The 24,232-nt window shown below is 33.4% G+C and carries 25 protein-coding genes; 11 read left to right on the plus strand and 14 right to left on the minus strand.

What is annotated here, in order from left to right; genetic code table 11:
- Positions 1 to 13 precede the first annotated feature (13 nt).
- The gene (locus ACJJVT_RS04150) at positions 14 to 1,027 is read right to left on the minus strand and encodes a FecR family protein (RefSeq protein WP_405396776.1); all 1,014 of its coding nucleotides are present in this window, start codon (positions 1,025 to 1,027) and stop codon (positions 14 to 16) included.
- Positions 1,028 to 1,084: 57 nt separating this feature from the next.
- Positions 1,085 to 1,663: an RNA polymerase sigma factor gene (locus ACJJVT_RS04155; protein ID WP_405396778.1), complete on the minus strand. Its 579-nt coding sequence runs from the start codon at positions 1,661 to 1,663 to the stop codon at positions 1,085 to 1,087.
- Between the two features lie 202 nt (positions 1,664 to 1,865).
- On the opposite strand from ACJJVT_RS04155, the gene ychF reads away from it, so the two are divergent.
- On the plus strand, positions 1,866 to 2,960 hold the full coding sequence (ychF, locus tag ACJJVT_RS04160) for a redox-regulated ATPase YchF (protein WP_405396779.1): 1,095 nt from the start codon (positions 1,866 to 1,868) through the stop codon (positions 2,958 to 2,960).
- Here the strand turns inward: ychF and ACJJVT_RS04165 are convergent.
- Together ACJJVT_RS04165 and ACJJVT_RS04170 are read right to left on the minus strand one after the other, a co-directional pair.
- On the minus strand, positions 2,957 to 3,250 hold the full coding sequence (locus ACJJVT_RS04165) for a chaperone modulator CbpM (RefSeq protein ID WP_405396781.1): 294 nt from the start codon (positions 3,248 to 3,250) through the stop codon (positions 2,957 to 2,959). The genes ychF and ACJJVT_RS04165 overlap by 4 nt on opposite strands.
- A 1-nt stretch (position 3,251) precedes the next feature.
- On the minus strand, positions 3,252 to 4,157 hold the full coding sequence (locus ACJJVT_RS04170; protein WP_405396782.1) for a DnaJ C-terminal domain-containing protein: 906 nt from the start codon (positions 4,155 to 4,157) through the stop codon (positions 3,252 to 3,254).
- Between the two features lie 238 nt (positions 4,158 to 4,395).
- Here ACJJVT_RS04170 and ACJJVT_RS04175 point away from each other — a divergent pair, with 238 nt between their 5' ends.
- The 4 genes from ACJJVT_RS04175 to ACJJVT_RS04190 all read left to right on the plus strand — a co-directional run bounded on the left by ACJJVT_RS04175 (position 4,396) and on the right by ACJJVT_RS04190 (position 10,449).
- Positions 4,396 to 6,261: a DNA topoisomerase IV subunit B gene (locus ACJJVT_RS04175; protein ID WP_405396783.1), complete on the plus strand. Its 1,866-nt coding sequence runs from the start codon at positions 4,396 to 4,398 to the stop codon at positions 6,259 to 6,261.
- A gap of 25 nt (positions 6,262 to 6,286) precedes the next feature.
- Complete coding sequence (locus ACJJVT_RS04180) at positions 6,287 to 8,947, plus strand: DNA gyrase/topoisomerase IV subunit A (protein ID WP_405396784.1); 2,661 nt, start codon at positions 6,287 to 6,289, stop codon at positions 8,945 to 8,947.
- Between the two features lie 8 nt (positions 8,948 to 8,955).
- A complete protein-coding gene (mscL, locus tag ACJJVT_RS04185; RefSeq protein WP_405396786.1) occupies positions 8,956 to 9,384 on the plus strand; it encodes a large-conductance mechanosensitive channel protein MscL in 429 nt (142 codons plus the stop codon).
- A 108-nt stretch (positions 9,385 to 9,492) separates the two neighbouring features.
- The gene (locus ACJJVT_RS04190; RefSeq protein WP_405396788.1) at positions 9,493 to 10,449 is read left to right on the plus strand and encodes a sterol desaturase family protein; all 957 of its coding nucleotides are present in this window, start codon (positions 9,493 to 9,495) and stop codon (positions 10,447 to 10,449) included.
- 420 nt (positions 10,450 to 10,869) lie between these two features.
- Here ACJJVT_RS04190 and ACJJVT_RS04195 read toward each other — a convergent pair whose 3' ends face one another.
- Together ACJJVT_RS04195 and ACJJVT_RS04200 are read right to left on the minus strand one after the other, a co-directional pair.
- On the minus strand, positions 10,870 to 11,247 hold the full coding sequence (locus ACJJVT_RS04195) for a hypothetical protein (protein ID WP_405396790.1): 378 nt from the start codon (positions 11,245 to 11,247) through the stop codon (positions 10,870 to 10,872).
- A 72-nt stretch (positions 11,248 to 11,319) separates the two neighbouring features.
- The gene (locus ACJJVT_RS04200; protein WP_405396791.1) at positions 11,320 to 11,685 is read right to left on the minus strand and encodes a helix-turn-helix transcriptional regulator; all 366 of its coding nucleotides are present in this window, start codon (positions 11,683 to 11,685) and stop codon (positions 11,320 to 11,322) included.
- A 259-nt stretch (positions 11,686 to 11,944) separates the two neighbouring features.
- Between ACJJVT_RS04200 and ACJJVT_RS04205 the strand changes: the two genes are divergently transcribed.
- The 3 genes from ACJJVT_RS04205 to ACJJVT_RS04215 all read left to right on the plus strand — a co-directional run bounded on the left by ACJJVT_RS04205 (position 11,945) and on the right by ACJJVT_RS04215 (position 14,252).
- The gene (locus ACJJVT_RS04205; RefSeq protein WP_405396793.1) at positions 11,945 to 13,048 is read left to right on the plus strand and encodes a M14 metallopeptidase family protein; all 1,104 of its coding nucleotides are present in this window, start codon (positions 11,945 to 11,947) and stop codon (positions 13,046 to 13,048) included.
- A gap of 116 nt (positions 13,049 to 13,164) precedes the next feature.
- A complete protein-coding gene (locus ACJJVT_RS04210) occupies positions 13,165 to 13,644 on the plus strand; it encodes an Lrp/AsnC family transcriptional regulator (RefSeq protein ID WP_027066901.1) in 480 nt (159 codons plus the stop codon).
- Positions 13,645 to 13,730: 86 nt separating this feature from the next.
- Entirely contained in the window at positions 13,731 to 14,252 is a 522-nt protein-coding gene (locus ACJJVT_RS04215; protein ID WP_405396796.1) for a DinB family protein, read from the plus strand.
- On the opposite strand, the gene ACJJVT_RS04220 is transcribed toward ACJJVT_RS04215, so the two are convergent.
- Together ACJJVT_RS04220 and aroB are read right to left on the minus strand one after the other, a co-directional pair.
- A complete protein-coding gene (locus ACJJVT_RS04220; RefSeq protein ID WP_405396798.1) occupies positions 14,249 to 14,578 on the minus strand; it encodes a hypothetical protein in 330 nt (109 codons plus the stop codon). The two genes, ACJJVT_RS04215 and ACJJVT_RS04220, sit on opposite strands and share 4 nt — an antisense overlap.
- A gap of 108 nt (positions 14,579 to 14,686) precedes the next feature.
- Positions 14,687 to 15,748, minus strand: coding sequence for a 3-dehydroquinate synthase (gene aroB, locus ACJJVT_RS04225; RefSeq protein ID WP_405396800.1), 1,062 nt, complete (start codon positions 15,746 to 15,748; stop codon positions 14,687 to 14,689).
- A 111-nt stretch (positions 15,749 to 15,859) separates the two neighbouring features.
- Here aroB and ACJJVT_RS04230 point away from each other — a divergent pair, with 111 nt between their 5' ends.
- On the plus strand, positions 15,860 to 17,026 hold the full coding sequence (locus ACJJVT_RS04230) for a proline dehydrogenase family protein (RefSeq protein WP_405396802.1): 1,167 nt from the start codon (positions 15,860 to 15,862) through the stop codon (positions 17,024 to 17,026).
- Positions 17,027 to 17,032: 6 nt separating this feature from the next.
- Here ACJJVT_RS04230 and ACJJVT_RS04235 read toward each other — a convergent pair whose 3' ends face one another.
- The 6 genes from ACJJVT_RS04235 to ACJJVT_RS04260 form a co-directional block, all read right to left on the minus strand.
- Positions 17,033 to 17,422, minus strand: coding sequence for a DUF4258 domain-containing protein (locus tag ACJJVT_RS04235; protein ID WP_405396803.1), 390 nt, complete (start codon positions 17,420 to 17,422; stop codon positions 17,033 to 17,035).
- A gap of 70 nt (positions 17,423 to 17,492) precedes the next feature.
- Positions 17,493 to 18,692, minus strand: a complete 1,200-nt coding sequence (locus tag ACJJVT_RS04240; RefSeq protein WP_405396804.1) for an alanine dehydrogenase — start codon at positions 18,690 to 18,692, stop codon at positions 17,493 to 17,495.
- 97 nt (positions 18,693 to 18,789) lie between these two features.
- Positions 18,790 to 19,404, minus strand: a complete 615-nt coding sequence (locus ACJJVT_RS04245; RefSeq protein WP_405396806.1) for a hypothetical protein — start codon at positions 19,402 to 19,404, stop codon at positions 18,790 to 18,792.
- Between the two features lie 143 nt (positions 19,405 to 19,547).
- On the minus strand, positions 19,548 to 19,679 hold the full coding sequence (locus ACJJVT_RS04250) for a hypothetical protein (RefSeq protein ID WP_405396807.1): 132 nt from the start codon (positions 19,677 to 19,679) through the stop codon (positions 19,548 to 19,550).
- Between the two features lie 228 nt (positions 19,680 to 19,907).
- Positions 19,908 to 20,318: a tRNA (adenosine(37)-N6)-threonylcarbamoyltransferase complex ATPase subunit type 1 TsaE gene (tsaE, locus tag ACJJVT_RS04255; protein ID WP_405396808.1), complete on the minus strand. Its 411-nt coding sequence runs from the start codon at positions 20,316 to 20,318 to the stop codon at positions 19,908 to 19,910.
- A 10-nt stretch (positions 20,319 to 20,328) separates the two neighbouring features.
- On the minus strand, positions 20,329 to 21,873 hold the full coding sequence (locus ACJJVT_RS04260) for a PglZ domain-containing protein (protein WP_405396810.1): 1,545 nt from the start codon (positions 21,871 to 21,873) through the stop codon (positions 20,329 to 20,331).
- An 87-nt stretch (positions 21,874 to 21,960) separates the two neighbouring features.
- Between ACJJVT_RS04260 and ACJJVT_RS04265 the strand changes: the two genes are divergently transcribed.
- Both ACJJVT_RS04265 and lpxD read left to right on the plus strand, forming a co-directional pair.
- Positions 21,961 to 23,190, plus strand: coding sequence for an HD domain-containing protein (locus tag ACJJVT_RS04265; RefSeq protein ID WP_324027561.1), 1,230 nt, complete (start codon positions 21,961 to 21,963; stop codon positions 23,188 to 23,190).
- A gap of 23 nt (positions 23,191 to 23,213) precedes the next feature.
- Positions 23,214 to 24,230 carry a UDP-3-O-(3-hydroxymyristoyl)glucosamine N-acyltransferase gene (gene lpxD / locus ACJJVT_RS04270; RefSeq protein ID WP_405396811.1) on the plus strand — a complete coding sequence of 339 codons (1,017 nt, stop codon included), beginning with the start codon at positions 23,214 to 23,216 and terminating at the stop codon, positions 24,228 to 24,230.
- Positions 24,231 to 24,232 lie beyond the last annotated feature (2 nt).

The following is a 24,232-nucleotide window of genomic DNA, read 5'->3' on the forward strand; positions in this document are numbered from 1 at the left end:
ATAAATAGTTTAGTTAATAAATAGGGTTCTCTTGTACGCGTAATATATTGTCTTTGTTAATGATTCTAGTTCCTGTAGCTTTTTCTATTGCGGCGATGCATATTTGTAAATTCTGGTTAGGTATACCACCAGAAATTGGTAACTCTTTTAAATGCTCCGATTCGTACTCAACTTCGAGACCATAGGTGATTTCTAGGTTGAACATTACTTCTTTTAGCGGTATTTCATTAAAAGCATAGGTGCCACCACGCCATAGCGCATACGGGGTTTCTATGTCCACTTTTTGGTGGGTTAGTTCTTTGCTTTCATTTGAAAAGGAAACCATTTCACCCGGTATCATTTTGGTAACTTCTCCGTTTTTTAATTCTAAATGAATAGAACCTTCATCAAGTACTACATTTGTTTTCTGTTTTCTAGTGTTTACATGAAATTGTGTACCAAGTACTTCGACTTTTAAATCTTCTGTAATTACCCAAAACTTTGCATTTGTACTTGGTATAGATTTTACTTTGAAATATGCTTCTCCTTTTAAATTAATAAGACGAGGATTTTCATTTTCGTACCATATTTCAGAATTGCCATTAAGCACAACAGAGGTGCCATCTGGTAATTTTAAATCGATTATTTCACCAAAATTGGTTTTATGTATGGTTGTGGTTTCAGTATTTAGAAGAGAGTAACTTGTCCAGCTTATAAGAATTAGTAATACTGCGGCTGCAGCAGTTAGTATAGAACTGTTAACTGTACGCGTCTTTTTGATGATTTTTTTGGGAGTAGGTTCTAGCTTTATTTTTGCTAAAACATTTGCCAAAGCATCGTTTACTCTTTCACTGCTAGGGTATTGTTGATCAAAATTGATTCCTATAATAATAGACTTGGCATTCTCTACAGCCTCAATATGTTCAGGGTTGTTCTGAATCCAATTATTCCAATAGGCGATATCATTTTTATTTAAGCCTTTTGCCCAATTTTCAAATGATGCATCCGATAGAAAGTAATCTAAGTCGAATTTATTATTGTTGTTCATATAGTAAGGTGTTCCATTAGTAAGAGGCTTAGTTCTTAAAAATATACCCTACTTTTTTCAATTTTTTTTCAAAATAGATTTAATCTGTTGATTTTCAGATGCTATACGGAGTTTTGTTAAGGCTTTTTGTAGAGTATTTAAAACACTTTGGTAGTTCATATCCATTACTTCAGCGATATCTGAACTATTCATTCCGCTATAATATTTTAAATAGATAACTTCTTTTTGTCTTGGCGATAGCTGATTGATAAGGCTTGCTAGGGTAGCGGTGCAAAGAAATTCTATCTCTTGATTAATGGATATCTCTTCAGTCGAAAAAGTAAAATTGGTTTTAAATAGCTGAGCCTCTGAAATAGGAATATTATTTTGATTCTTTTGAAGTTGTTTTATTAACCTTCTTTTAAAAGAAACAAAAAGGTAAGCTTTCAGACTATTAATGTGTCCTAATTTTTCTTTGCTTTCAAATAATTGAATAAAAAAGTTTTGTAGGCAATCTTCTGTGATTTCTTGACTATTGCTCAACTTTAATCCATACACATGTAATTGTGGATAATACTTTTTAAAAAGCAGGCTGAACCCATGGGATTCGCCCTTTTTAAAAAAATACCATATAGTTTCATCTGAATGAAGTTCCATAAATTCTTACATGTTCTACAGCCAATTTAAGAATTATTTCTTAAAATATGTTAAAAATGAATATTTTAACTGTCATCAAGCTAAAAAGTTTGATTTTAATTTAAATAAATTGTATAAAAATTACATTATAGTTATTGATGATAATTTGAACGTAAAATCTGTAACTAAAAACTATATTTGCACCCTTGAAATATTCTAAATTATGAAAGCAGGTATAGTAGGATTGCCAAACGTAGGTAAATCAACACTTTTTAATTGTTTGTCTAACGCTAAAGCGCAAAGTGCAAATTTTCCTTTTTGTACAATTGAACCTAATATTGGTGTTGTAAATGTGCCAGATGCACGATTAGAAAAACTTGAAGAGTTGGTAGTTCCAGAAAGGGTTTTGCCTGCTACTGTAGAAATCGTTGATATTGCTGGTTTGGTAAAAGGAGCTAGTAAAGGTGAAGGATTAGGGAATCAGTTTTTGGGTAATATTCGTGAAACTGATGCTATTTTACATGTATTGCGTTGTTTTGATAATGACAATATCGTGCATGTCGATGGTAGCGTAGATCCTATTAGAGATAAAGAGACTATTGATATGGAGCTTCAATTAAAAGATTTGGAGACTGTAGATAAGAAATTAGAAAAAGTAAAGAGAGCTTCTAGAACTGGTAATAAAGATGCACAGAAAGAAGAAGCTGTTTTGCTTGCTGTAAAAACTGGCTTAGAATCAGGTGCCTCTGTCAGGGCAATTAAAATCGATGATGAATCGAGATTAGAGTTTGTTAAGCCGCTTCAGTTTATTACAGATAAACCTGTTATGTATGTTTGTAATGTTGATGAAGATGCCGCTGTTTCTGGTAATGCCTATGTAGAAAAAGTAAAAGAAATGGTAGCTGCTGAAAATGCAGAAGTTATTTTCTTGGCGGTAGGTACCGAAGCTGATATTACGGAGTTGGAGACATACGAAGAGCGTCAAATGTTTTTAGAAGATTTAGGTTTAGAGGAGCCTGGTTCTGCTAAACTGATTCGTGGAGCTTACAAATTATTAGATTTAGAGACTTACTTTACAGCAGGTGTTAAAGAAGTTCGTGCTTGGACAATTCCTGTTGGTGCAACTGCACCACAAGCTGCAGGTGTAATACATACCGATTTTGAAAAAGGTTTTATTAGGGCAGAAGTTATTGCTTATGATGACTACGTTGCTTTTGGTAGTGAATCAAAAGTGAAAGAAGCCGGTAAAATGAGGGTAGAAGGTAAGGAGTACATTGTTAAAGATGGTGATGTAATGCATTTCCGTTTCAATGTTTAATGTTCATATATAGTCAACCGATCACGTAGCAGTTTTAATTCTTGCTCTAATCGGTTGACTTTTTTTATCATATGGTTTAAGGTGTCTATACCTTCCATATTTATACCAAGATCTTCTCGTAACCTATATATACGTTCTATTTCAACGATGTATTGCGGTTCAACATAAGTTTTATTTTCTATTTGCTGTACTTCGATCATTTCGAACTCTAAAAGATCATCTATGAATTCTATCGGAGTTTGAGTTTGTTGGCAGTATACTTCTATTTGTATGTAGTTTTCTGAATTCATATTATCGTAATTCTGAAAGTTGTTTGAATAATTCTTTTTCTTTTTCTGAAAGCTTGGTAGGCATGGTTACTTTATAGGTAATATATAAATCTCCATGAACACCTTTTTTCTTGTAAACTGGCATACCTTTTCCTTTTAGCTTCACCTTAGTGTCATTTTGGGTTTCTGGTTTTACCTTTAGTTTTACTTTTCCTGTTAAAGTCTCTACTTCGATTGAGCTGCCCAAAATGGCATCATATAAAGAGATAGATTCATTTTTATATAAATCGTTCTTTACTCTTTGAAAGTTTGTATTGTTATTAATTTCGAATGTAAGGTAGAGGTCTCCTTTTGGTCGGCCATTAGCGCCTTCGCCGCCATAGCCAGATATTTTTATGGTTTGCCCATCTTCAACACCTGCAGGTATGGTTATTCTAATTTTTTTAGCACCAAGGTCGAGTGTTTGTTTTTGGTCTTCAAGAACGTCAAGTAAATTTAACTTTAATGTTGCATTTAAATCTTGACCTTTATATTGTGTCGACCTTTGTCGCCCGCCACCACTAAAACCTCCGCCAGCTCCACCGAACATAGATTCAAAGAAATCTGAAAAATCCTCATTTGATCCACCAGCGCTAGAATAACTTCTTCTATTACCTGTTGATGAGCTACGTTGATTTTTCTTTGCTTCTTCAAAAGCATCGGCATGTTGCCAATCTTTACCATATTGGTCGTATTTCTTTCTTTTTTCAGGATTGCTTAAAACTTCATTTGCCTCGTTTACACGTTGAAATTTCTCTTGTGCGGTTTTATCATTCGGATTTAAATCTGGATGAAGTTTTCGCGCCAATTTACGGTATGCCTTTTTAATTTGAGCTTGCGTAGCTTTCTTGTCAATTTCAAGAATTTTGTAATAATCGATAAAATCCATAAGTATTCAGAATCTACATTAAAGATATAAAAAGGAATAAATTATTCCTATGACGTAAATCATTCTTTAAATAAACTTTTTGCTGATTTTTTACCGTATTCTTTTCTGTAAAAATTGCGGTACTCACTATAGCTATCAACAAAGAAGCCCTATTTATTGTTAATTACTTTAACAGATAGGTGTTTTATCTTTTGCCGAGTGGTGCTATCTTTAACGCAACTTTCTTAAACTTTTTTAAATGTCCCAAGACACTACTCAATATACTGAAGATAATATACGCTCGCTCGATTGGAAAGAACACATCCGATTACGACCTGGTATGTATATCGGTAAATTGGGAGATGGTTCTTCTGCAGATGACGGAATTTATATTCTGCTGAAAGAGGTTATCGATAACTGTATCGATGAATTTGTAATGGGTGCAGGTAAAACTATAGAGATATCTATTAAAGATAAAGTGGTTAAAGTTCGAGATTACGGTCGCGGTATACCATTAGGTAAGGTTGTCGATGTAGTTTCTAAGATGAACACTGGTGGTAAGTACGATAGTCGTGCCTTTAAAAAATCTGTAGGTTTAAATGGTGTAGGTACCAAGGCGGTAAATGCATTGTCTAGCTTTTTTGAAGTTCAGTCGTCTCGAGAAAATCAATTAAAAACGGCGCAGTTTAGTTCTGGTAATCTCGAAAATGAAGTCGGACCAGAAGAAACAACCAAAAGAAAGGGTACGAAAGTTACTTTCATACCTGATGAGATTATTTTCAAAAATTACAAATACAGAAATGAGTATGTAGAACGCATGCTTAAGAATTATGTATATCTAAATCCGGGATTGACGATTGTTTTTAACGGTGAAAAGTTTCATTCTGAAAACGGACTTAAAGATCTTCTTGAGGATAATAATAATGTGGATGATATGCTTTATCCTGTTATTCATTTAAAAGGAGAAGATATAGAAGTTGCTATTACCCATAGTAGAACACAGTATAGCGAAGAGTATCATTCTTTCGTTAACGGTCAGCATACAACGCACGGTGGTACGCATCAAGCTGCTTTTAGGGAAGCTATCGTAAAAACAATACGTGATTTTTATGGCAAAACGTATGATGCATCAGATATTAGAAAATCTATAATCTCTGCAATTTCCATTAAAGTGATGGAGCCGGTTTTTGAAAGTCAGACCAAAACCAAATTAGGGTCTACCGATATGGGAGGTAATTTTCCGACGGTACGAACCTATATCAATGATTTCGTTGGTAAATATTTAGATAACTATCTTCATAAAAATGCCGATACTGCCGAAAAGCTTCAGCGTAAGATTATGATGGCAGAGAAAGAGCGTAAAGAGCTTTCGGGTATACGAAAGTTGGCCCGTGATCGAGCTAAGAAAGCTAGTCTACATAATAAAAAACTTCGCGACTGTAGGGTGCATTTAGGTGACATAAAGCATGATCGTAGATTAGAGACTTCTTTATTTATTACTGAGGGAGATTCTGCATCGGGTTCTATTACAAAGTCTAGAGATGTAAATACACAAGCCGTATTTAGTTTAAAAGGTAAGCCTCTGAATTCGTACGGCATGTCTAAAAAGATTGTCTACGAAAACGAAGAGTTTAATCTTTTACAGGCTGCTTTGAATATCGAAGAATCCATTGAAGATCTACGTTACAATAATATTATAATCGCTACCGATGCCGATGTCGATGGTATGCATATTCGCTTATTATTAATCACATTCTTTTTGCAGTTTTTTCCTGAGTTGATAAAAGAAAATCACCTTTATATTTTGCAAACTCCTTTGTTTAGGGTTCGTAATAAAAAGGAAACGATTTATTGTTATAGTGATGAAGAGCGTCAGCATGCATTAAATAAATTAACTGGGAAACCAGAAATAACTCGATTTAAAGGTCTAGGGGAAATTTCGCCAGATGAGTTTAGACACTTCATTGGTGATGATATTAGGCTAGAACCTATTATGCTTGATAAGGCTATGTCTATTGAAGAACTGTTGAGTTTTTACATGGGAAAAAACACTCCCGATAGGCAAAAATTTATTATCAACAACCTTAAAGTAGAAGTTGATTTAATTAAAGATAAAGTAGTATAAACTAGATTAATACGATTGCTTCTGAATGGAGGAAAATGACGATTTGAACGAGGAAATAAACGAAAACCTTTCCGAAGAGAATAATGAGAATACAGATTCATCTGATGCATTAACCAGGGTATCTGGCATGTATAAAGATTGGTTCTTAGATTACGCATCTTACGTAATTTTAGAACGAGCGGTACCTGCTATTGAAGACGGATTCAAACCTGTGCAACGTCGTATCATGCATTCTTTAAAAGAGCTTGATGATGGTCGTTATAACAAAGTGGCTAACGTAGTTGGTCATACCATGCAGTATCACCCTCATGGTGATGCTAGTATTGCAGATGCCATGGTGCAAATTGGTCAGAAAGACCTTTTGATCGACACTCAAGGTAACTGGGGTAACATTCTGACGGGTGATAGGGCTGCTGCGTCAAGATATATTGAAGCAAGACTCTCTAAATTCGCTTTAGAAGTTATATTTAGCCCTAAAATTACCGAGTGGCAAGCTTCTTATGATGGCAGAAAGAAAGAGCCGGTAAATTTACCTGTAAAATTTCCTTTATTATTAGCTCAAGGTGCAGAGGGTATTGCTGTTGGTTTATCAACAAAAGTACTGGCTCATAACTTTATTGAGCTTATTGATGCTTCCATAAAACATTTAAAGGGACAACGATTTAAAATTTATCCAGATTTTCCTACTGCAGGTATTATTGATGTCACGAATTATAATGACGGACTCAGAGGTGGTAAAATTAGGGTTCGAGCGAAGATATCTCAGTTAGATAAGAACACATTAGTAATCAATGAGATACCTTATGGCACTAATACTGGTAGTTTAATTGATTCTATTTTAAAAGCCAATGATAAAGGCAAGATAAAAATCAAGAAAATTGAGGATAATACTGCCGCAGATGTTGAGATTTTAATTCATCTCCCTTCTGGAATTTCTCCAGATAGAACCATTGATGCTTTGTATGCTTTTACAGCTTGTGAATCTTCTATTTCTCCGCTTGGCTGTATTATTGAAGATAATAAGCCCTTGTTTATCGGAGTTACGGAAATGCTTAGAAGATCTACTGATTCTACAGTAGATTTATTGAAGCAAGAGCTCGAAATTCAGCTTAAGGAATTAGAGGAGCAATGGCACTTTGCTTCACTTGAAAGAATCTTTATTGAGAATCGAATCTATCGAGATATTGAAGAAGAGGAAACTTGGGAGGGTGTAATAGCCGCAATCGACAAAGGTTTGGCGCCATTTACAAAACACTTAAAGCGAGCGGTTACCGAGGAGGATATCACTAGATTAACAGAAATAAGAATAAAGAGAATTTCAAAATTCGATTTAGATAAGGCTCAGCAGCATTTAGAGAGTTTGCAAGAACGCATTGCAGAGGTGAAGCATCATTTGGCTAATCTCATTGAATTTGCAATAAACTACTTTAAGAATCTTAAGGAAACTTACGGTAAAGACAGGGGGCGTTTGACCGAAATTCGTGTTTTTGATGATATTGAAGCTACTAAGGTTGCAATTAGAAATACCAAACTATATGTAAATAGAGATGAAGGTTTTGTCGGCACATCTTTAAAGAAAGATGAATATGTTACTGATTGTAGTGATATCGACGATATTATCATGATTACCAATGAAGGTAAAATGATGGTGTCAAAAGTTGATTCCAAAATATTCGTAGGCAAAGGCATCATTCATGTTGCTGTATTCAAGAAAAAAGATAAACGTACTACCTATAACCTTGTTTATAAAGACGGTAAAGGCGGGGCTACATATATTAAACGTTTTAATGTCACTAGTATCACTAGAGATAGGGAGTACGATTTAACTACTGGTAAAGCTGGTTCTCAGGTGTTGTATTTCTCTGCTAACCCTAATGGTGAGGCTGAAGTAATAACAGTTTTACTTCGTCAGGTAGGCAGTGTCAAGAAACTGAAGTGGGATATTGATTTTTCTGACGTTCTTATAAAAGGTAGAGCTTCGAAAGGTAATATTGTAACGAAGTATTCTGTTAAACGAATTGAGTTAAAAGAAAAAGGTGTATCTACCCTGAAGCCAAGAAAAATCTGGTTCGATGATGTAGTACGTAGATTGAATGTTGATGGTAGGGGAGAATTATTGGGCGAGTTTAAAGGTGATGATTTACTATTGGTTATTAATCAAAAAGGAATAGCAAAAACCTTTCTACCTGTGCTGACATCTCATTTCGATGATGATATGATTGTGTTAGAGAAATGGGTGCCCGAAAAACCGATTTCTGCTATTTATTGGGAAGGTGAAAAAGAGCGTTTTTATATCAAAAGATTTATGATTGAAAGTGAAAACAAAGAGGAATTGTTTATTTCAGAACATCCAAAATCATATTTAGAGCTTGTTTCTACAGACTGGAAGCCAATGGTTGAAATTGAATTTCCTAAGCCTAGAGGTAAAGAAGCTAAGGATAATGAATCTGTTGATGTCGAGGATTTTATATCGATTAAGGGTATTAAAGCTTTAGGTAATCAGTTTATTACTGAAAAGGTTAAAAATATCAATCTTCTTGATCCTCTGCCTTATGAACCAGAGGTTCCTGAAGAAGTTGAAAATATTGAAGTTGTAGATGAAGAATCTGTAGCGTCTGGTGATGATGCCGAGAATTCTAAAGGTGAAGATGGTGCATCTGCAGATGAACCAACATTATTTGATTAGCCGGAATTATGAAAAAATTTTTCGAAGAGTTTAAGAATTTTGCCATAAAAGGCAATATGATAGATTTGGCTGTCGGTATTATAATTGGTACTGCATTTAACAAAGTTGTAAGTACTATTGTATCCGCTATTATTATGCCTCCACTTTCCTTGTTGACAGATGATGTTAATCTTTCAAATAAAAAATGGATTCTTAGGGAAGCTTCTGATTCGGTAGAGGAGGTAGCTATTGGTTATGGTGAACTAATAGAGTCTCTAATAGATTTTGGAATCATAGCGCTGACCATTTTTGTTATGGTAAAATTTATAAATAGGTTTAAAGAGAAATCTGAAGATCCAACAAACAAAGAGGTGGAAACTCCTAAAAATATTGCCTTGTTATCTAGTATGGAGCAGCTATTGAAAGAGCAAAACGCCATACTTAAAAATAAAAAGTAATTAAACTGTTTAATTATTGAGTTGTCTTATCGTAAGATAGAATGTTAAGATTAGACAAATTGAAAGAATAATTGCTTTTATAACTACCTTTACGAAAATTTTGAATTAATGGATTTCACTAACCCCCTGGTGTATGGCGCACCAGCCTTTATTGCCTTTATTTTATTAGAATTAACCTACAGCAAAACTCATGGAGATGATGATCTTTATGATTGGAAAGATTTTGCAGCTAGTAGTGTTATGGGAATTGGATCTGCCATAATTGGTCCTTTATTAAAAGTAATTTTATTAGTTGTTCTTTTTGAGTATGCTTACGAGTTATTTAACCCATTGGTTGATGGTGTAAGAACAAATATTATGGGGTATAAGTCCTTCGGCTATGCTTGGTATGTTTGGTTACTTTGTCAATTAGCAGATGATTTTACGTACTACTGGTTTCATAGAGCAAATCATGAGATTCGTATTCTTTGGGCGGCACACATAGTACATCACTCTTCAGATAACTTTAATCTTGGTACTGCTATTCGTAATGGTTGGTTTACTTTGCTTTACAAGCCTTTTTTCTATGTTTGGATGCCTATTATTGGTTTCCCTGTAGAAATGGTGGTAGTTTGTTTAGCAATTGAGTCATTCTGGCAGTTTCAATTGCACTCTCAGTATGTTCCAAAAATGGGATTCATTGAGAAAATATTCAACACGCATACAATGCACCAAGTACATCACGCTCAAAATGTGGAGTATTTAGATAAGAATCATGGTGGATTTTTGAATTTCTTTGATAAGATTTTTGGTACGTGGAAAGAATATGATGAAAATATTGATGTAAAATTTGGTGTTATTCATGCTCCAAACTCTAACAACCCCATAGTAATTTTAACACATGAGTTTAAAGATATTTGGGCAGATACTAAGAAATCAAAAAAATTAAGTCACAAGTTGATGTATATATTCGGACCTCCGGGATGGAGTCATGACGGTAGTACAATGACTGTTAAGCAGCAACAGCGACTGTCTGAACAACAAAAACAGGCTAATCCTGGTGTTACCTTTGATAGACCTAATTAAAGTCTTAAAAGGGCTTAATTAGAATTATATATCTTTTTAAACTAATAGTAGTAACTATAAAAGCTCCAATTAAGCAAATGCTTAATTGGAGCTTTTTTTTGAGATTGTAAGAAGACTTTAAGCTCTATTGCGGTTACAGATTTTTTTGTTCCTTTTCAATTTATGAATTTCTTCATGTTACAAGTCACGCAGTCAGTGTTGAAAACGCAAAATGGTTCCTTAGATATTTTTAGGATTGAAGCGCGGATAATGGTGTTAAAAGTGTATGCTTGTTAGGTACTTAGCTTGTTTTATCAGGGTTTAGTTCACTAACAACAATAGATTTGGTAATCATAATATTAGCACTTAAATCTATTTCTGAAAACCCTAAAGTTGGTAGTGTGATTTAGGTATCTTTATTCAACAAAATCTAAACAATGTTTAGTTAGTTTTTATTGCAGTTCCCGTTTTTACAATTAGTTTTTTATTCGGATCCTTCACGGCACTTTTGTATTGAAAGGTGTATGATGAGTCGGTTGTGCTAATAATTTTATATTGAATCGCAGTTTTGCTATGAATGTCTTGTAAAACGAATTCGCAATCATTGAACCAGCGTACCGTGGCGCTATCTATTTTATTTTCATAATAGTCTACACTATAATCAGCTGTTCTTATAAATTTTCCTTCTTTTATAGTATCGCCAACTTCGTAGGTAAACTTAAAAGACCCCGTTTTGTACTTTTCGCAATCACGTTCAGGTTGATAGCATGAGCAAAGAATTATACTTAGAGCAGCTGTCAAAATCAAATTTTTCTTCATACTGCAAATTAAAGAAAATAGGAGTGAAGTTGGTAGAAAAACGTAATAATAGTGCGTGATTATGAATAGATTTTAAAACTCAGAATACGTTTTAAAAGTACCATCAGTATAGAACATAATTATTCGTTCTAAGCTTTTTTCTTTCTTCTCGTTAGTAACTTTTTTTATGGCATCTTTGGCGTCACTAAGTTCTGTAGTGGGGTTGGTTTTAATTTTAGGGAAAGTTCCTGTTCCGTATAACAACCATTGTAAATCTACTTCTGCAAAGGCTTGATCGACCTTAATAATAAACTCTAAACTTGGTTTGTTTCTTCCGTTTAGCAAGTGAGAAATACTAGATCTTTGCACTTGTATTAAATCTGCAAACGCAGCAGATGATAACTCATTGTGCGCTAAAATGGTCTTTAATCTTGATAGAAAAGAAGTGGTATCTAGCATGTTTACAAAGTTAATGTATTCTTTAATTTAGATTGTTAAAAGGTTATTGATATACTTATAAAACTAAAAAATAAAGTAAAGTCTGCCTTTATATTAAATGTTTTATTGTACTGATTTATAGTGTATTAATATTAAAATATAAGAAAAAGTTAAAATTGTAAATTACATTAAAAGAACGAAGTAAATATTGAAATACTTTATGTTTACAATTGTAAACAAAGGCTGTAGTATTTTTGCCTAGTATTAAAGCATTAGCAGAATGAAAGATTTGGATTATAATAAAATAATGGTACCTACCATTTCTAGAAGGTATATTAACTATGACCATATAAATGAGTTTTTAAAAACGTTACCGACTTCTTTTAAAATTGAAGTAGTTGGAGAATCGGTAAGAAAAGAATCTATAAAAAGTATCACGTTTGGTAGTGGTCCAAATAAAGTTTTAATGTGGTCTCAAATGCATGGCAATGAATCAACAACTACCAAAGCGGTTGTTGATTTATTAAGTTATTTAAAACAAGACATTGCTGAAGTTTTAGAAATATCTAAATCTTGTACGCTAAAAATTATTCCAATATTAAGTCCTGATGGAGCTCGCGATTATACTAGGGTCAATGCTAACGGAATTGATCTTAATAGAGATGCACAAGATTTGTCTCAACCAGAGAGTCATGTTTTAAAAGCGGTTTATGATGAATTTAAGCCGGACTATTGTTTTAATCTTCACGATCAGCGAACCATATTTAATGTGGGTGATACAAGCAAACCAGCAACGGTTTCTTTTTTGGCACCTGCTTTCGACCAAGACAGAAATAATTCGCCTTCTCGTATCTTAAGTATGCAGCTTATTGCGGCAATGAATGATAAACTGCAAAAAGAAATACCTGGGCAGGTTGGTAGATATGATGATGGTTTTAACGCTAATTGTGTTGGTGATGCTTTTCAAATGCGAGAAACACCTACTATATTGTTCGAATCAGGGCATTATCCTGGTGACTACGACAGAGACAAAACTAGGGTGCTTATTTACAAAGCAATACTAAAAGGAATTCAAGTGATATCAAAAGGTACTATTTCTGATTATACAGTAGAGCAGTATTTATCAATACCAGAAAACGGGAAACAATTTGTAGATATCTTGGTGGTTAATCCTAATTATATTGAAAATAGTATCACTAAAACTGAAATTGTACCCATACAATATAGAGAGGCTTTGACAGAGGGTGAAATAGTCTTTAAACCTCAATTACATCATTTTGATAAGATGCCTAAAGCTATATTTGGTCATAAGACATTGAACTGCAATGATGAAAATGATATTTTGTGGCTCAAAGAAAAGGATTTGTTGCAGCTGCTTTCGTGATATTTATTGTCTTATTTCTTTGAAAATGTAATATTGTTTACGTTTTCAGTAAAAAAAATCAAGTTTCAATGAATTTAATGTGATTATTTTTTATTTTTGGCAAAAATTTTACAACTATGGGCAAAGTCAAATTAGACGAAATAGACCACCAAATTCTAGATATGTTGATTGACAACACTAGAACCCCTTTTACTGATATTGCAAAAAAACTTCTTATATCTGCCGGTACGGTGCACGTAAGAGTTAAGAAAATGGAAGAAGCGGGAATCATAAAAGGTTCATCACTTACTTTGGATTATGTGAAACTTGGTTATGCCTTTATAGCATATGTAGGTATTTTTCTTGAAAAAACACATCAAACTAAATTTGTGCTTGAGCGTTTAAATCAAATACCAAACGTTACTATTGCACATATTACAACAGGTAAATTCAATATTTTCTGTAAAATTAGAGCAAAGGATACTACGCATGCTAAAAACATTATCTTTAAAATAGATGATATCGATGGTATTAGTAGAACAGAAACGATGATTTCATTAGAAGAAAGTTTTAATGATAAAAAACGTTTGATGCATACTATTTTTAATGAGTTATAGATATTAACTTATTCAACTAACTTAAAAAAAGCCCGGTTATCTTTTATGATTGGGCTTTTTTGATTTTCAATTTTTAAATTTTCAGAATGACAGTTAAGGATTTACAAGAAGACGAATTACAATTTTTTTACGGTACTTATTTGAAAACTCTTGATGAAGAAGAAGATTTAAAATCTGCGTTATTAAGCGGTAGAAAAAGTTTTGAAGATTTAGTTCAAGGTTTAACTGATGAACAATTTTTATATAGTTATGGAAAAGATAAGTGGACTGTAGCTGAAGTTTTGGTTCACTTAATTGATACGGAACGTGTGTTTCAGTATCGTGCTTTTAGAATATCTAGAAACGACAAAACCTCATTACCAGGTTTTGACCATAATACCTTCGTTACAGAAAGTAATGCCAACCAGCGTACAAAAGAAGATATATTAAAAGAATATCTTAATGTTCGTGATTCTTCAATTAGTTTGTTCGATACTATGCTAAATGCAAATCAAAAAAGAATGGGTACCGCTAGTGGTATTCCTTGGTCTGTAGCTGCATTAGGTCTAGTGATCAGTGGTCACCAAAAGCATCATGAAAATATTTTACAAGAACGCTATTTTAATTAATCTAGCTCTTCTTCAGATTCCATTTCGAAGTTTAAATAAAGTGCTTTGGTCATATTTTCCGATTGCATAACTTCTTCTGGTGTTTTAGGTGTTAACTCTTTTTCTATGTTCTCTTCAAAGTTTGCAATGAAGTTAGAAAGGCTTTTACTTATTTTAACTAAGTATAAGGTCTCGGCGGTTTTTAGCTCTACAGCTTCGACATAATCTCCTTTAATATTTTTAAAACAAATGATATCTTCATCACCATATCCATGAGGATAAGTTTCTATTAAAAATGTTGCTAATTGGTGGTCTAATTTACGGTAATCAATAAGGCGTCTTGTCATAACTTATTTATTTATAGAAGGTTGAGTTTATCTATAACTAAACTAGCAATAATTGCAACAAGTCAATTTTTAGAGTTGTGAAAGTGCTGTTTTAAGTATGTGAACTTTTTAAACTTTGTAGTAAGCGAATGCTTCAGTGAATAATTCTACAGGAATTTCAATGTCATATTCAGGGCTTCCAATAGACTTTAATAATACAAAATTCACTTTACCATGAGAGTTTTTCTTGTCGTACTTCATTAGTTTAAGAATGTTCTCAATATCTTCATTTGAAAATTCTACTTTATCATATCTATTTAAAAAAGTAGTTTTTATATCGGCTAAAGATTCATTTGAAAGTTTTAATAGTTTATTAGAGAGATATCCTTCTAGAATCATACCAATGGCAATTGCCTCTCCATGTAATAGCATTTCTTTTGAATCGCTTTCTAAGAAATAAGATTCTATGGCATGACCAAGTGTGTGTCCGTAATTTAAAATCTTACGTATGTTTTGTTCTGTAGGGTCTTGAAGCACCACCTTGTTCTTAATTTGAATAGATGTAAGAATGTGCTTTTTCATATCTTCTAAGCCATCAGCTTCTTTCAGTGCTTCCCAATAGCTTGTGTCTTGAATAAGACCGTGTTTTAGCATTTCTGCAAATCCGCTTATAACTTGTCTATTTTCTAATGTATCAAGAAAATCAGGAACTACAAGAACCATTTCAGGCTGATTAATGACGCCAATTTGATTTTTTAAAGAACCTAGGTCAACACCAGTTTTTCCGCCAACCGAGGCGTCTACCATAGATAATAGGGTAGTAGGTACATTAATAAAGTCTATCCCTCTTTTAAATGTAGATGCTATAAAGCCGCCCATATCTGTTAATACACCACCACCTAAATTTATTAAGATACTTTTACGATCAGCACCTAATTCAGATAAAGCTTCCCAAACGCCAACACAGGTTTCAATATTTTTGTTTATTTCTCCTGATTCAATTTCAATAATTTCAAACTGATAGTCACCATTAATTTCTGCCATAAAATTTGGCAAGCAAAGCTCATGCGTGTTTTCATCCACTAAAATAAAAATAGTAGAATATCTTTTTTCTGTTAGATGATTGTTCAATGCTTGAAAAGCATTTTCGTTGAAATGTACTGCGTAAGAATCTGAAATTATAGAATCCATCGAAAAAATGACTTAATATTAATGACTATATGACCGCAAAATAAAGGTAATTTTTAGTCTTAGGATTATAAATTCTGTGATTATATTTGATCGTTATAGAAATTATAAGGAATGGACCAAATTTTTGAAAATACAGCAACGGCATTTGCCTTAAAATCAGATTCAGAATTAGAAAGAGCTTATTTTCTTTTTAAGATGATTTCAAATGAACCTTTAGTGAAAATGGGTTCAGTTATTACAAATTTTGCTTTTAAAGCTCATTTACCTGTCGAGGGATTAATTAGAGCTACTGTTTTTGACCATTTTTGTGGTGGTGTAAATGAACGTGATTGTTTGCCTGTGGTTGATCGAATGTGGGAAAAGGGAGTTTGTTCGGTTTTAGATTATTCTGTAGAAGGTAAAGAAGAAGAGGATCCCTTTGACTCTGCTACCGAAGTAATCTTAACCATTTTGGACTTTGTTAAAGAAAAAGAGGCAATACCTTTTGCTGTTTTTAAGCCAACAGGTTTTGGTCGTTTTGCTTTGTATCAAAAGGTTAGCGAGAAAAAAGAACTTACCAAAGATGAAGAAGCAGAATGGCAACGTGTTATTAATAGGTTTGATAAAGTTTGTAAAAAGGCACACGACCTTGAAGTATCATTGCTTATTGATGGTGAAGAAAGCTGGATGCAAGATGCGGCAGACAACCTTGCTGAAGACATGATGCGTAAATACAACAAAAAGAAAAGGATTGTATTTAATACGTTACAGACTTACAGGTGGGATCGCCTGCCTTATTTAAAATCACTACAAGAACGAGCAAAGAAAGATGGATTCTTAGTTGGTATGAAAGTGGTTCGAGGTGCTTATATGGAAAAGGAAAATGATCGTGCAAAAGAAAAGGGGTATACTTCTCCTATTTGTAAAACCAAAAAAGAAACAGACGATAACTTTAATGCAACTATTGAATATATGATAGATAATCTAGATTCGTTATCTATATTTTCTGGTACACACAATGAAGATAGTTGTTATCGTTTAATGGAGTTAATGGAGGAAAGAGGTATCGAAAAAAATAATACCCATATTTGGTTCGGACAATTATATGGTATGAGTGATCATATCTCCTATAATTTGGCTTCAAATGGATATAATGTTGCTAAATACTTACCATTCGGACCAGTACGTGATGTGATGCCTTATTTAATTAGAAGGGCAGATGAAAATACATCGGTTGCCGGACAAACAAGTAGAGAGCTTTCATTGTTGAAAGCAGAAAGAAAACGCAGAAAAATTTAATTGAGATTATTTTCGTTCTACTTTATCAATAGAAGCTTTTTCTCTGCAATTTCTTACTGTAAATATATAATCTCGTTCCTTGTACTCAGACTCTACAATGTAGGTTTTGCAAGGAACGGATTTTGTATCACTTTTACTGAAATCAACATCTCCTTCTGTTAAAATATAGGTAACACCAATAGAATCTAATTCAAACTCTTTTAGCTTTTGTGTTGCTTCGTCACTGTAATACATAGATTTAGATCTAATGTCTTTTAATGTTCTACAGTCTGGTAGGTAACAGAAATATACTCCCGTTTCTTGAGATTTCTTTTTTAGAAAAAAGGTCAGAAATACGATGCCTATAGATAAGCCAACCAAGAAAAAACCTAACCTTTTGATAAAATCCATATTCATGCTTCCATACTTTTAGGATCGCAAAATTATGCCTTTTAAAATGGATAGGAAAAGGAATGCACTTAGTATTCTAAAAAATAAGGAAATTTATATCACTGTATTGTAAATCGAACCATTCTCCTACAGATTTATTAGTCAATATTCCGTGGTACATGTAAAGTCCGTTACGCAAACCTTTGTCAAAACGAAGAGAATTTTCTAATCCGCCATCTTCTCCAATTTTTAATAAATAAGGAGTGAATATGTTGCTTATACTAACGGATGCTGTTTTTGGATATCTAGACGGAATATTTGGTACGCCATAGTGAATGACGTCAAATTTCTTTCTAGTGGGCTTGTTGTGGTCAGTTATTTCGCTAGTTTCGAAACATCCTCCAGTATCAATACTTACATCAATAATAACAGCTCCTTTTTTCATGTGCTCGACCATTGTGCTGGTTACCACAACAGGAGATCTATCTTTACCTCTTGTTGCTCCAATAGCCACATCGCAACGTTTTAAGGCTTTTAATAGGTTTTTAGGCTGAATAGTAGATGTATAGACTGTTTGTTTTAAGTTGGTCTGTATGTTTCTAAGTTTGGTAATAGAATTATCAAAAACCTTGACATTTGCACCAATACCTATTGCAGAGCGTGCTGCGAATTCACCGACTGTTCCTGCGCCAATAATAACGACTTCTACAGGTGGTACACCACTAATATTACCAAACATTAGTCCGTTACCATTATTGTTGGCAGCCATTAGTTCTGCCGCGATTAGTACTGAAGAAATACCGGCAATTTCACTAAGTGAACGAACTGCAGGATATTTACCTTCTTCATCACGAATGTATTCAAATGCAATAGCGGTAATTCGCTTTCTTGCTAATTCTTCAAAATATTCTTTATACTGTGTCTTAATCTGAAGTGCAGATATAATAGTAGTTTGCGGATTTATATATTCTATTTCTGTTAGGGTAGGAGGCTCTACTTTTAAAATTAACGGACAAGCGAAAACTTTCTTGGTGTCTCGAGTAATTTCTCCACCAGCAGTAACATAATCAGCATCAGAGTAATGAGCGCCTTCACCAGCGCCAGATTCTATTAAAACACGATGACCATTTGCAGTAATTGCATTTACGGCATCGGGAGTAAGGCAAATTCTTTTTTCTTGGTATTGATTCTCTTTGGGGATGCCAATGTACAATTCTCCTTTTTGACGCAAAACCTCTAGGGTTTCCTCTTGTGGAATTAATTGGTGCTTACTAAAAGGTGAAGTGGGTTGGTTCATAACTTAATAATGAGTTGTTCAAATCAATGACTTGAAACTCAAATGTACAATTTTTAAAGAAATGAATGATTTGTACTTTTTTAAAGATATTGAATAGTTAAGATTTTAACTGTAACCAGCCTTGAATACGATTTTGAACAGTCTTAAAAATATGCTCTAAGTTTCCTGTAGATAATTTTTCATTTATATCTTCAGCTATGGTTGGGATTTCAGCGTCTTGCTCATCGGATGTATTTATTTCACTGTAGTCATCTTTACTGCTAAGTCCTTTTGCTTTTAGTTCTTCAAGTTCAGCATCCATAGCCTCTAAGTCAATGCCTAAAACATATTTGTCGTACAGTTTAATTCTCAAAAAGTAAACAAACGGAATAATTATTATACAAATAGGAAGTAGCCAAAGTAGATTTTCCGTATCAATGTCATTATCATAGTTATATAGCACTTCGAAAATTTGAAATGCATACATAGCAATTGGTATAAGAATTATATGGTACCACCAATTTTTAACTGTAAGAAACCAGAATATCAATAAATACAAAGGGACTATCTTACCCATCATAAACCAAATGAAGGTAGAGACATCTGCAAATCCATGACTATCTATAGTTATACCTAATATGGTAATAGAGCTATTTGTAGCTTCTGGAATATATTCATAAAGCTTATATAAAAAGGGAGAAATGGCTATAAAAAAAACCATTATAGATTCCATAAGAATCTTCCTTTGGGCTTCCTTATTCTTTACTTTGCGCGTCATTAACAATTATCTATAGACTTTTAACGACGATATTCAAGAAAAAGTATAAAAAAAGGACGTATTAGAATACGTCCTTTTTTAAAAGAAAAAATTTAAAATTAAATCTTTTCTTTTAATTTTCTTTTATCTATTCCAACTTGTTGATTGTCAATATCAATAACTGGTGCAGCCATTGCTAAAAGGAAAACGCCTAAAGCGATTGATGCTAAGAATGTTTTTTTGTTTTTCATTTTCAAGGGGTTTTTGGTTATACTAAATATTTAGTTCTCCTACAAACGTAAGAAAAAATATACAGATAAAATTCCCTTTATCGTTAAAATTGCGCCTTTTAACCGATTAATTGAGCGTTTTGTCGAATTGTTGGTTTTTCATCGAAAAAATGCAATAAAAATTAACGCTAAACGATGTGTGAATTTAATTTTTGTTCAAAACTGTCGCATCAAAGTTATTTGGGCATATTATGAAAGCGTCAATTTTCTAGTTTCTTCATTCAAAATTTCTATTTTTATATACTGAACATCAGTAGGTATTAGGCTTGGTATTTTTTCGGGCCATTCTATAAATATCCAACTACCAGAAGCCAAGTAATCATCTAGTCCCATATCCATCGCTTCTTCCTCATCATCTAAACGATAAAAATCAAAATGATAACCTAGTAATTCACCAGAATCTAACGCATATTCGTTTACGAGTCCGAATGTTGGGCTGCTAACATTATCATTGCTACCTAACTCTTTTACAAGTGCTTTGATTAATGTTGTTTTGCCCGCACCCATAGGGGCGTAAAATGCCAAAGTCATGCTGCTCGTTGATTTTATTATTTGCTGTGCTATATTTTTTAAGTCACTTTTCGTATAAATGAATTCCATGGGTGTAAATCTATTTAGGTTCCAAAACTACAAAAGGTATTATCATTTCTTCTAATGAGACACCGCCATGTTGGTAGGTATTTCTATAGTAGCTAACATAATGATTGTAGTTATTAGGGTAGGCAAAGAAAAAGTCATTTTTAGCAAAAATATAAGAGCTGCTCATATTTATACTAGGTAAGTAAATAGATTTAGGGTCTTTGGCGGCTAGTACATCGTTCTTTTCATAGGTAAGACTTCTACCAGTTTTGTAACGTAGGTTTGAACTCGTATCTCGATCACCAACTACTTTAGATGGTGATTTTACATTTATTGTACCATGATCAGTGGTTATGATCAATTTCATTCCTAATGTCTGTGCTTGCTGAATAATCTCTAGCATTGGTGAGTTTTTAAACCAGCTGGTGGTTAGAGATCTATAAGATTTATCATTTGAAGCCAATTCTTTAATTACCTCCATTTCTGTTTTGGAGTGGGATAGCATATCTACAAAATTGTAAACGATTACCGTTAAGTCATTATCTTTTTGAGTTTTGAAATTCTGACTTAAATGCTTTCCTTGTTTTAGGCTACTAATTTTATGGTATTCCCATTTTAAATCTAAACCGAGTCTTTTTAATTGAGCACCTAAGAATTTGTCTTCAAATAAGTTTTTACCGCCTTCATCGGTATCGTTTTTCCACCATTCTGGATATTTTTTCTCCATGTCAAGCGGAGTTAGACCAGAGAATATTGCATTACGTGCGTATTGTGTAGCTGTTGGTAGAATACTATAATACGAATCTTCCTTCTTCTTTTTATAAAATGAGTTGACCGTATCTTCAAATGCGTACCATTGATCATAACGTAAGTTATCGACAACTATCAATAATGTTTTTGAATCTTTGATTTCAGGTGCTATCCATTCCTTGAATAGAGTATGAGACATTATAGGGGCATCGGCATCAGTAAACCAATCTTCGTAATTACGCTCTACAAACTTGCCGAATTGTTGATTTGCTTCCGTTTTTTGAGATTCTAGAATTTCAAACATTCCGCTGTCCTCAATTTCTTCTAACTGTAATTCCCAATAAATCAATTTTTTATATAAATCTGCCCATTCTTGATATGAATTTACCATAGATAAATCCATCGCAATCTTTCTAAATTCTTGCTGATAATTACTAGTGGTCTTCTCAGAAACCAACCTTGAGTGGTCTAAATTCTTTTTCAAGGAAAGCAGAATCTGATTCGGATTTACTGGTTTTATAAGATAATCGGCAATTTTAGAACCGATAGCATCTTCCATTATAGATTCTTCTTCACTCTTTGTAATCATTACAACCGGTAAAGAATTATCTATTATTTTAATTTCTGAAAGTGTCTCCAAACCAGATATACCAGGCATATTTTCATCTAAAAAAACGATATCTACTCTGGTCTCGGCTAATTCCTCCAATGCTTCTTGTCCGCTTTGGCAGGTGATAACACTGTAGTTTTTTGATTCTAAAAAGATTATATGTGGCTTGAGTAAATCAATTTCATCATCTACCCAAAGTATTTTTATCTTGTTCATTGTATTATTATTTTACTGATAATCAATTTCTATCCTATTGCTTTTGTATAACTTTGAAATGTTAATTTTAGAAAAGACAATACAATATTGAAGACATCAAACAAACTGAAAATCTTTAATGACCCAATTTACGGTTTTATAAGAATACCTAGTACGCTCGTTTTTGACCTGATTGCAGATCCTTACTTTCAAAGGCTTCGTAGAATTTCTCAAATGGGGTTATCGTATTTAGTTTATCCTGGGGCACACCATACCAGGTTTCATCATGCATTAGGTTGTATGTATTTAATGCAGAAATCTATTCAAGTACTTCGTTTTAAAGGGGTTGAGATAACGCAAGGTGAAGAAGACGGACTGTTAATAGCTATTCTTTTACATGATATTGGGCATGGTCCTTTTTCTCATGCTATGGAGCATAGTATTGTTGAAGGTGTAAGCCATGAGTTTATTTCGCTTCAATTTATGGAAGAACTCAATCAGCGATTTAACGGAAGTTTAACGGAGGCAATATCCATATTTACGGGTAATCATTCAAAAAAATTCTTAAATCAGTTGGTGTCTAGTCAGTTAGATATGGACCGATTAGACTATTTAAAAAGAGATAGTTTCTATACAGGCGTTGCCGAGGGTAATACAAATGCCGAAAGACTAATTACTATGCTAAATGTAGTTGATGGTAATTTGGTTATTGAAGAGAAAGGCATCTACTCTGTTGAGAAATTTTTAATGGCGCGTCGATTTATGTATTGGCAAGTTTATTTGCATAAAACCGCTGTAGTAGCCGAACGTGTGCTAATTAGTATATTGAAAAGAGCACGCTTTCTTATCGAAAAAGGGGAGTCTTTAAATTGTAGTGATGCATTAAAGTATTTCTTATCTAATCATATTGATATCAATAATTTTAACAGCGAAATATTAGCAAAATTCGCAAAACTAGATGATGTTGATATTCTCGCAGCCCTAAAAGAATGGCAATTTTCAGATGATTTTGTATTATCATCACTCTGTGAAATGATTATCGATAGAAAACTGCTACATATTAAGGTCAAGAAAGAACCGGTAACAGAAAGTAAGTTTTTATCTCAGTTTAATAAGGTAAAAACACACTATAATCTTACCGATGAAGAAACGTCTTATTTTGTCTTCAGAGGCGAGCTGAAAAATAAAGCATACGACAGGCAACATCAGACTATCAACATTTTAAGAAAAAACGGAAAGATAACCGACGTAGCCAAATTATCTGATCACCTTAATTTAAATGCACTTTCAAAAACGGTAACCAAATATTATATGTGTTATCCTAAAGAAGGGGTTTAACAATTTTTCTTACTTTTACGCTCATGAAATTTACAGCAGGTCAGATTGCAGGTATCTTAGAAGGAGAAGTGCATGGAAATCCAGAAATAGCCGTACATAAACTTGCTAAAATCGAGGAAGGCGAAGAAGGCTCCCTTACTTTTTTAGCTAATCCGAAATATACTTCATTCATTTACAAGACAAAGGCATCGGTTACGATAGTCAATAAGAGTTTTGTTCCAGAACAAGATTTATTTACCACTTTAATAAAGGTTGAAGATGCGTATAAATCGTTTTCTAAATTACTAGAATACTATAACCAGGTCAAAAACAATAAGGTAGGTATTGAAGAACCGATTTTTAAGTCGGATACTGCAACCTATGGTGCCGATGTTTACATTGGTGCTTTTGCATATTTAGGAAATAACGTAACATTGGGAGATAATGTGAAAGTATACCCTAATGTTTACATTGGTGATAATGTAAAAATTGGTAATAACGTAATACTTTTTGCAGGCGCTAAAGTCTATTCAGAAACCATTATCGGTAATAACTGTGTCGTTAATAGTGGTTCTGTGTTAGGTGCTGACGGATTTGGTTTCGCGCCAAATGAAGATGGTGAGTTTGTAAAAGTGCCACAAACCGGTAATGTTATTTTAGAAGATAATGTTGATATAGGTGCCGGTACTACAATTGATAGGGCAACTTTAGGTTCTACAATTTTAAGAAAAGGAGTGAAGCTAGACAATCAAATACAGATTGCACATAACGTTGAAATTGGCGAGCATACGGTTATTGCTGCACAAACTGGTATTGCGGGTTCTACAAAAATAGGCAAGCATTGTATGATCGGTGGGCAAGTAGGTATCGTAGGTCATATCGTTATTGGTGACAATGTAAAAATACAGGCACAATCGGGTATAGGAAGAAATGTTAAGGATAATGAAGTGCTGCAAGGATCACCTGCATTAAATTATGGTGATTACAACAAATCATATGTTCATTTTAAGAATTTACCGAGAATAATAAGTAGAATCGACACCTTAGAAAAGAAAGATTGACG

This window comes from Maribacter sp. Asnod2-G09 (assembly GCF_045063795.1).
Taxonomy (GTDB): Bacteria; Bacteroidota; Bacteroidia; order Flavobacteriales; family Flavobacteriaceae; genus Maribacter.